The sequence below is a fragment of the Mycolicibacterium sp. XJ1819 genome (assembly GCF_053483675.1).
Map to the genome: position 1 here is coordinate 227,879 of NZ_JBEFST010000007.1, position 7,216 is coordinate 235,094.

At 66.0% G+C, this 7,216-nt stretch carries 9 protein-coding genes; 2 read left to right on the forward strand and 7 right to left on the reverse strand.

Going from position 1 to position 7,216, the window contains the following annotated elements:
- Nucleotides 1-110: 110 nt before the first annotated feature.
- From ABQE89_RS09960 to ABQE89_RS09980, 5 genes are all read right to left on the reverse strand, one after another.
- Nucleotides 111-1,004 carry a DUF2971 domain-containing protein gene (locus tag ABQE89_RS09960; protein WP_448416150.1) on the reverse strand — a complete coding sequence of 298 codons (894 nt, stop codon included), beginning with the start codon at nt 1,002-1,004 and terminating at the stop codon, nt 111-113.
- Nucleotides 1,005-1,033: 29 nt separating this feature from the next.
- A complete protein-coding gene (locus ABQE89_RS09965; protein ID WP_448416151.1) occupies nt 1,034-2,056 on the reverse strand; it encodes a hypothetical protein in 1,023 nt (340 codons plus the stop codon).
- Between the two features lie 386 nt (nt 2,057-2,442).
- The gene (locus ABQE89_RS09970) at nt 2,443-2,673 is read right to left on the reverse strand and encodes a hypothetical protein (protein ID WP_448416152.1); all 231 of its coding nucleotides are present in this window, start codon (nt 2,671-2,673) and stop codon (nt 2,443-2,445) included.
- Between the two features lie 42 nt (nt 2,674-2,715).
- A complete protein-coding gene (locus ABQE89_RS09975) occupies nt 2,716-3,459 on the reverse strand; it encodes a hypothetical protein (protein ID WP_448416153.1) in 744 nt (247 codons plus the stop codon).
- Complete coding sequence (locus tag ABQE89_RS09980; RefSeq protein WP_448416154.1) at nt 3,456-4,415, reverse strand: hypothetical protein; 960 nt, start codon at nt 4,413-4,415, stop codon at nt 3,456-3,458. The genes ABQE89_RS09975 and ABQE89_RS09980 overlap by 4 nt, the downstream gene beginning before the upstream one ends.
- A 245-nt stretch (nt 4,416-4,660) precedes the next feature.
- On the opposite strand from ABQE89_RS09980, the gene ABQE89_RS09985 reads away from it, so the two are divergent.
- Both ABQE89_RS09985 and ABQE89_RS09990 read left to right on the forward strand, forming a co-directional pair.
- Entirely contained in the window at nt 4,661-4,966 is a 306-nt protein-coding gene (locus ABQE89_RS09985; protein ID WP_448416155.1) for a hypothetical protein, read from the forward strand.
- Nucleotides 4,966-5,874, forward strand: a complete 909-nt coding sequence (locus ABQE89_RS09990; RefSeq protein WP_448416156.1) for an NAD-dependent epimerase/dehydratase family protein — start codon at nt 4,966-4,968, stop codon at nt 5,872-5,874. The genes ABQE89_RS09985 and ABQE89_RS09990 overlap by 1 nt, the downstream gene beginning before the upstream one ends.
- Here the strand turns inward: ABQE89_RS09990 and ABQE89_RS09995 are convergent.
- Together ABQE89_RS09995 and ABQE89_RS10000 are read right to left on the reverse strand one after the other, a co-directional pair.
- A complete protein-coding gene (locus ABQE89_RS09995) occupies nt 5,861-6,685 on the reverse strand; it encodes a crotonase/enoyl-CoA hydratase family protein (RefSeq protein ID WP_448416157.1) in 825 nt (274 codons plus the stop codon). The two genes, ABQE89_RS09990 and ABQE89_RS09995, sit on opposite strands and share 14 nt — an antisense overlap.
- Before the next feature lie 18 nt (nt 6,686-6,703).
- A partial coding sequence (locus ABQE89_RS10000) for a hypothetical protein (RefSeq protein WP_448416158.1) occupies nt 6,704-7,216 on the reverse strand: 513 nt, incomplete at its 5' end.

The following is a 7,216-nucleotide window of genomic DNA, read 5'->3' on the forward strand; positions in this document are numbered from 1 at the left end:
GCAGCAACCACTCGGCCAGCCTAAACACGACGTGTGATGGTATCTGGGCAACGTGCGGTGACTCGGCACCCCAACTGCCCTCGCCCGGGACGGGGGCGATGAGATGGCTTCTACCAGTCGCGGTACGGGATCACCGACTTATGGACAACGGGCGGTTTCGCAAGCGGTGCACTATCGCCCGCGAACGGGGTCACGTGAAAGAACCGGATCAGCGATTGTGCGCGCAGGTCGCTGTGCGCTCCCGGTCCGACCGTCACAGATTCGACGGCCTCTGCGGGAATCGGGATCTTGATCCTGGGCGTCATGCCGTACCTCGGGCTGGGCGTGAAGTGGTTCGGGATGACCGAAACGATCACGATGCGGACTTCTTTCTCCTCGTGGAAGTTTGAGTCCTTTGTGAACGCCGAATCCTCGACGATGTGGTTCATAACGACGAACCTGCGTTTCTCCTCGGTAAGCGCTTTCCCCGTCTCGTCGTCCGTCCACGTCGCCGTCTCGCGCCACAGCTCCTTGGCGAAGTCGATCACCTCGTCGGCGGAACGCGACGACGCGTCGTCTTCGTGGTATCGGACCTTTGCCATTTTGAACGACGTGTCGAGAGCCCTTTGCAGGGCCTCGGCAGAGAACCCGATGCAGTAACCGTCCTTGCCGTATGCACGCCACTGGCTGAGTTGATCGCCGTTCTCGGAGAGGCTCACGACGTAGCATTCAGACAAGCGGCGAGCCTCGTTGACGATCTCATGCAGCGTCTTGAGTTCATCAAGGCCCGGAAGGTCCTCCTGGCCCTCTTTGAACCGTTCGAGGTTCTTTCTCGTCAGATCGAGTTGTTGCTTCAACAGCTGTCTTTCCACGACTATCAAGCCGAGGTTCAGCTCCGAGGTGTCGTTGAGATACAACGCGTTCGTCGCCCACAGCTCGCCCCGCCTGTAGATGCCGTCTAGGCCGAAGATGTCGGTGTAGTGATAAAGGGTGGTCGGCAAATCCTGAGGCTGCAAGAGTGCCATTCGCGAAGCGTATCCCGCAGGCATGCACCTCATCGCCTCGGCGGGAGCGCGTGGGAAGGTGACGGGTCTGCGCCACTTCTACGCGGGTTCGGTTCGCTGGAATCGGCGTCTGGACTTGTACCGTCCTGCTCCGACTTCTGATCGGGCTCCTCTTCCTCGTCGACCGCAGGCGGGTCACCGACCGGATCAGCCGATTCCCACCAGCCCCTTGCGAGGTCCCGGACATGGTCTGCAACAGCGCCCGTTAGAGGCACCAAGGTGGTGGGCTTGCTTCCCACCCCGTTTAGCGAGCAACCAAGCGTGTACACGGCGTTCTCACCCACGATGTAGCGGTCGTGCAGCTGATCCGGGTCCGCCATGCGAATCTCGACGTCGAAGTCCTCAACCTTTTGCGACACCTGCCACGACACCAATTCCCTTTGCCGCTGCGGGCGCCGCAAGATGACGCGGGTAGTCCCCGTGAACCTCGCGATGTCGAGAAGTTGAGCCAATTTCAGGTACGGGTCCACGATCAGACACTTTCCGGCCTCAGCGATGATCCCGACCAGGCCGCTCCAAGCGAGGGGGTCTTTGCCGTCCAGAACCGTCACTACGGACGCTGTGGTGAGGTCGGTGTCGGCACGCAGCAACGCACGGCCAAGATCTGTCAGCACCAGCCCCGCCCCAGTCGATGACGACCGGGTCCACCCGAATCGCTGCACCTGCTCGATCACCGTCTCGTCGGGCTCGCTTTCCTCGATGAACCGGTCACCCGACCATGGGTTGGCATAGGACGCCAGTTGCTCAGAGATGGGTTGCAGGGCCCGAGAAATCTGCTCTCCAACGGATTCCCATGACTCGGCCATCTCTGCCTGGAATGCCTCGATTGCCTTGGACGAAAGGACCGGACCGACTTGCGGCGGCTCAACCTTGCGCCGCGTCACCTTCCCGAACTTTAGTTCAGGGTGCTCCACCCACTCTGTGACCTCTTCGGGGGTAGGCGAGTACCGGCCATGGTTTGCCGCTTGGATGAAAGTCAGGACTCGCCGCTGGGCGTCGTTGAGGATCGTCATCGGCACGGTCCATGAGGCACAGACATATCGAGGAGCCTATAGCCGCTGCGCGACAACGTATCCGAATCGGGCCTTAGGCTGCCCCGCCGTTCGGCACCACCGGTAGCTGCGATCGTCCCGGGTCGATCAATCACCGCCCGCCACGCAGCTCGAAGCGCGTCCGCATCGCCGCCGATGCAGGTCGGGGCGGTGGTGAGTCCAGCGGGGATGTTCTTCCAGGAGTCGTCCCCGTAGAAGGTGTTCATCACCGACACCATCGCGGGGGGTTGGTGCGGTACCGATGCGCCTCGTCGGCCATGAACGTGATCACGGCGTCGTTCTTGGGCAGTTCCACGATCTCGGAGACGATGGACCACGGGGTCGTGCGGACGCATGTTCCTGCGCGGTCATCGCCGTGTTCGTGGTTCCCACTTTCGACTGGTCGTTGCCAGGCGCGTGGCGAGGGTTCGGGCCGCAGCGGTGATTGCGGCGTTGGCGGCGGTGACCGCTGCCGAGGTGGCCTGTCCCGGTGGTGGCGGTGCACAGGCGGGGGCGCTGGCAGCTGTGGCGTCGGACGCCGCGGCGTGCTGTGTCACCAGGGCCTGCAAACCTGCGCTGCTCAGCGCGATGGCGTCCATGTGCGAGATTCTATTTCTTCGCGGCGGTAGAGGAGGGAGGCGTCACCGGGGCACCGCTGCCACGTGTTGCCGAAGCAATGCCCTGACCCGGGCCGGGACCTTCCTCGGTGGGCTAGCGATCATTCGTGCCGCTGCCCGGGCGGCGTCTTTGCGTTCACCGCTCCTGGTGGCTGCGGGATCGTCCATCCGCCACGGCGACGCGCGGTATTGCGGCTGCGCCGCCGCGATCTCCAACAGCGTCTGGAGATCCTGCACGTCACGCTCGGAATCCCGCACGTTCCACGCCAGCATCTTCATCACGAACGCAGCCTCGACGTCCGGCACCGGAACCTCGAACTCCAGGTACGACCCGTCGGTGAGCCTCGCTGTGACCGCGACGGGGATCGGCGTCGACGCGAGCGCCAAGCGCAGTCCGGGAGCACCGTCGAAGGCCCGGTCGCTGAAGTAGCGTTTGCCGGGCCTGACTTCGGTGGGTACCAGGAGGTCGACCGCCTGTTCACCTCGCTCGTAGCGGTTTCCCTTGGTGTCCGCATAGCCCAGAGCGGTGAGCTGGTGGTGAAAGTCGCCGGCGATAGCTACTTGTTCGTCGATCCCCGCGTCGGCATCGGAGGTCACCCGCGGGATCCCCGGCACGTCGTAGACGTGCCGCAGTATCCGCACCATGTGCCCGCCGATGACGAGGTACTGCCGACCAGCGGCACCCGTCGCGACGTCGCACAACGCGCGCATCCCGTTGTCGTCGGCGATCGCGGTGCAGGCCACCACGACAGGTACCGCGGCGCTCAACTCTCCACGATCCAGGCACTGAGCCGTTGCGGGGCATCGTCATCGGTGTCGTCGCCGGCGCGCATGTCCTGCAGTGCCACCACCGGATCCACAGTGACGATGTCGCGGTGCTGCGCATCGTTGTCCTGGTGCCACCACGCCGCGGTGGCCCAGACCGTCGGGTCCGCGGGGACGCGCACGGTCAAGGTTGCCTCCTCGGGTGTGGCCTCCACCATCCCGAAGACATTGAGGTCAACCAGCTCTTCGGCGTAGACCAGGCCGGATCGCGGCACCCGCCAAGGGGCCAGTACGTCAGCGGCGACTTCACCGCTGGCGAGGACGCGTACGGTCAACTCGGCTCCGAGCCGGATTGCGTTTCGGACCTGTTCGGTCACCGGGTCAGTGCCGTACCAGTAGGTTTCGATGAGTCCACCGTCTGCCGGTACAGCCGCCAACTCGTCGAGGAACTCCCGGCGGGCGTCCCTTGCCATCGGTGTCTTCGGCAGCCGGTTCTTGTCGGCCATCTTGGACACGGCCTGCTGAGTCACGCCTATCGCCGCTGCGAGATCATTCTGACGCAGGTGCTCACGGGTAAGCACGCAGACCCGTTCGGCTGCGCGGCGGCGCCAGTTGCGTTCGCCCGCCGAGCGGTGGGGGGCTGTCATCGCGGGGGCGCGGTAGGTCGTTCCGGAGAGCACCAGTTCGCCGGTGCTGCTGACGCTGAGGTCCACGTCGGGCGCGGCCAGCAGCGTTGAGCGCGCCTCGTCGGAGATGGCCTCGCACGCGACAAGGAGCCGATGGCCGGGGCGGCGCCGAACACGGTTTAGAACCGCTGCCGGCGTCGGCACCCAGTCGGCGAAGACGAGGTCCGCGGTGACAGCGTGGTTGCCCTTGCGGTAAGTGAGGCTGCGGGCATCACCGGCTATCACCTGTACCCCGGCATCGATAAGACGAGCCGGCACCGACATTGACTGCATGTCTCCTACTCTAACAGAGTAGAAAAGTCAAACAACCAAAATATTGAATAAGCGGGTCAGTTTGTTTGACCGTGGTGATATGTGCGGGTATAGGACCAAGCCGTGCCCGAGTCGTTGGCGGGCTTCCTTCATCCCGTCGAGCGCACATCCTGAACAGCTTGACGGGCGTGGGCGCTGCCCCGGCGTGCGTTAGCCAACCACCGGGGCCAGAAAGATCGTGGGGCCGAATCCGCAAAATCCGCACCTTGCTCGCCGTCGAGTGTGCCACCTTCGGGGTGCGCAATGACCACTACATCTTCGACAACGCGACGTTCGAGATCCCGCAGGGACTGCTGCTGCTCGCGGCGGTCCGCGAGGTGTCATGGCGGGTGCCCGCCCTGGCGTTCGCCACGCTGCACTGGGCGCTGCACTCGATCAGCCACATCATCGACCCGCACCACGGCTCGGGTGATCTGGTCGGCTGGCTGGAGGCGGGCGGTTTGGTGGTGACCACCGTGATCCTGGCCGCGGCATTGCGCGTCGCGCTCAACACCCAACGGGAAATTCTGTGATGCGCGTCCTGGTTGCCGGGGCGACGAGCGTGCCGGGCATCGCCCTGCTGCGCGAACTCCACCGCCGCGGCCATGACGTCACCGGTCTGACCAGCCAACCGGCCGAGGCGGCGCAGATCGAGCAGGACGGCGCCACGCCGGTGGTGGCCGACGTGTTCGACACCGCCCGCATCGACGCGGCCGTGGCCGAAAGCCGACCCGAGGTCGTGGTCTCGCTGTTGACGACACTGCCGAAGTGGGGCCCTTTGCGGCCCAAGGACTTCGAGCCGGCCCGCAAACTCTGGGGCCAGGGCGCGCCGAACCTGGTCGCGGCGGCGCAACGCGCGGGCGTGCGTCGCGTCGTCGCCGAATCGGTGATCTTCGCCTACGGGTTTCCGACATCCGGGCCGCCGATGATGGACGAAACCGACCCTTACCCGGGGCCGCCACCCCCGGGCGGCGAGGCGATGCTGGCGGCGCTGCGCGGTATGGAGCAGACCGTGCTGTCCTCGGGACAGCACAGCGACACCGAGGGAATCGTGTTGCGCTACGGCGCCTTCTACGGCCCTGGCGTACCGCATGACGAGTTGTTCACCAGGCTCGCGAAGTGGTGGGCGATGCCGGCGATCCCCGGCGACGGCGTGGTGTCGTGGATACACATCGACGACGTGGCCCGCGCCACCGCCGACGCCCTCGACCGCGGCCGAGGCGGACAGATCTACAACATCGTCGACGACCGGCCGCAGTCGTTCGCCGGCTACCTGCGCGAGCTGGCGGCCAAACTGCACCGGCCCCGGCCCCTACCGGCGCCGCGCCGCCTCGTTCGGCTGGTCGCGCCTTATGCGGCAACGGCTTTCGGCGACACCTGGCTGCCGCTGTCCAACGCCAAGGCCAAGGCGGAACTGGGGTGGACCCCTATTCCCCGGTGAAGTTCGGCGGCCGCTTCTCGAACGTCGCCGCGATGCCCTCGGTGAGATCCTTCGACGGCAGGAACGCGGCGTTCCACGCAGCGACGTACCGCAGGCTCTCCGACACCCTGGCGATGCGCTGCTGATCGAGCACGTCCTTGATGCCGTGCACAGTCAGCGGTGGGTTGGCGGCGATCTCAGCGGCCGTCTCGTGGGCGGCGGCCAGCGACGCGTCGGCGTCGTCGTAGACATCGTTGACCAGGCCGATCTTCTCGGCCCTCGCCGCGTCGATGTTCTTGCCCGTCAGCGCCAATTCACGCAGGTGCCCGTCGGACAGGATCAGCGGCAGCCGCGCCAGGCTGCCGACGTCGGCGACCATCGCCAGCTTGACCTCACGCACGGAGAACCTGGCGTCGGCGCTGGCGTAGCGGATGTCGACGGCCGAGATCAGGTCCACGCCACCGCCGATGCACCAGCCGTGCACGGAGGCGACCGTGGGGGTCCGGCAGTCGGCCACGGCGTTGATGGCGCCCTGCATCCGCAGCACCGTGGCGTGGAACTCGGCGCGGGGACGCGCTGAGGCGCCCTCGGCCATCACCCCGGCCAGCGTCCCGCCCATCGCGGGCAGGTCCAGCCCGTAGCTGAAGTTCTTGCCGGAGCCGGTCAGCACGATGGCCCGCACGTCAGGTTCGGCGTCCAGCGTGGCGAACACGTCGGGCATCTCCGCCCAGAACGCCGGCCCCATGGCGTTGCCCTTGCCCGGTCCGACCAGCGTCACCTGCGCGACGCGGTCCTTGACGTCGACGGTGACGGACTCATACGCGTTGCCCATGTCGAGCAGGCTAATCGGTCATCCCGGCGGCGAGCCCAGCAGCACCTGGTTCACCGTGGCCTGGGGCAGAAACTGGCAGGCCGCCTCGACGAGGATCTGCCCGATACTTTCCCCGTTGGGCCCAAGCGGGTTGTTCTCCTGCTCGAGGATCTTGCGGATGACGGCCAGTCGGGTGGCCTCGTCGAGGCCGTTGAACTCATCGCAGGTCATGGTCAGCGCGTTGGGCGGTGCGGGGACGACGGGCACGTCGGTGTCGCGCGTAGGCATCGGCAGTCCCGGGATCGGGATCGGCAGGTTCGGCAGTCCGGGAATCGACGGCGACGTGGTTTGCGGCGGCGCGGCGATCGGTGGCCCCGGTTCGGTGGTCATGGCCACCGAGCCTTCGGTCGTGCGCTGACATCCCGTCGCGACGCCGATCAGCACCAGCGCCGCAGCTGCCATCCGCACGCGCGTGTTCATCTGCGCAACGATATGCGCAACACGGTCGTAGCGTGGGGTCAGTGTCAGGGTGAGTTCACCGCTTCTTGCGGT

Bases quoted from the DNA above. Each gene is read 5' to 3' on its own strand.
- ABQE89_RS09990 (WP_448416156.1), top strand. From the start codon at position 4,966: ATGCGCGTCCTGGTTGCCGGGGCGACGAGCGTGCCGGGCATCGCCCTG.
- ABQE89_RS09970 (WP_448416152.1), bottom strand. From the start codon at position 2,673: ATGGACGCCATCGCGCTGAGCAGCGCAGGTTTGCAGGCCCTGGTGACA.
- ABQE89_RS09965 (WP_448416151.1), bottom strand. From the start codon at position 2,056: ATGACGATCCTCAACGACGCCCAGCGGCGAGTCCTGACTTTCATCCAA.
- ABQE89_RS09980 (WP_448416154.1), bottom strand. From the start codon at position 4,415: ATGCAGTCAATGTCGGTGCCGGCTCGTCTTATCGATGCCGGGGTACAG.
- ABQE89_RS09960 (WP_448416150.1), bottom strand. From the start codon at position 1,004: ATGGCACTCTTGCAGCCTCAGGATTTGCCGACCACCCTTTATCACTAC.
- ABQE89_RS09995 (WP_448416157.1), bottom strand. From the start codon at position 6,685: ATGGGCAACGCGTATGAGTCCGTCACCGTCGACGTCAAGGACCGCGTC.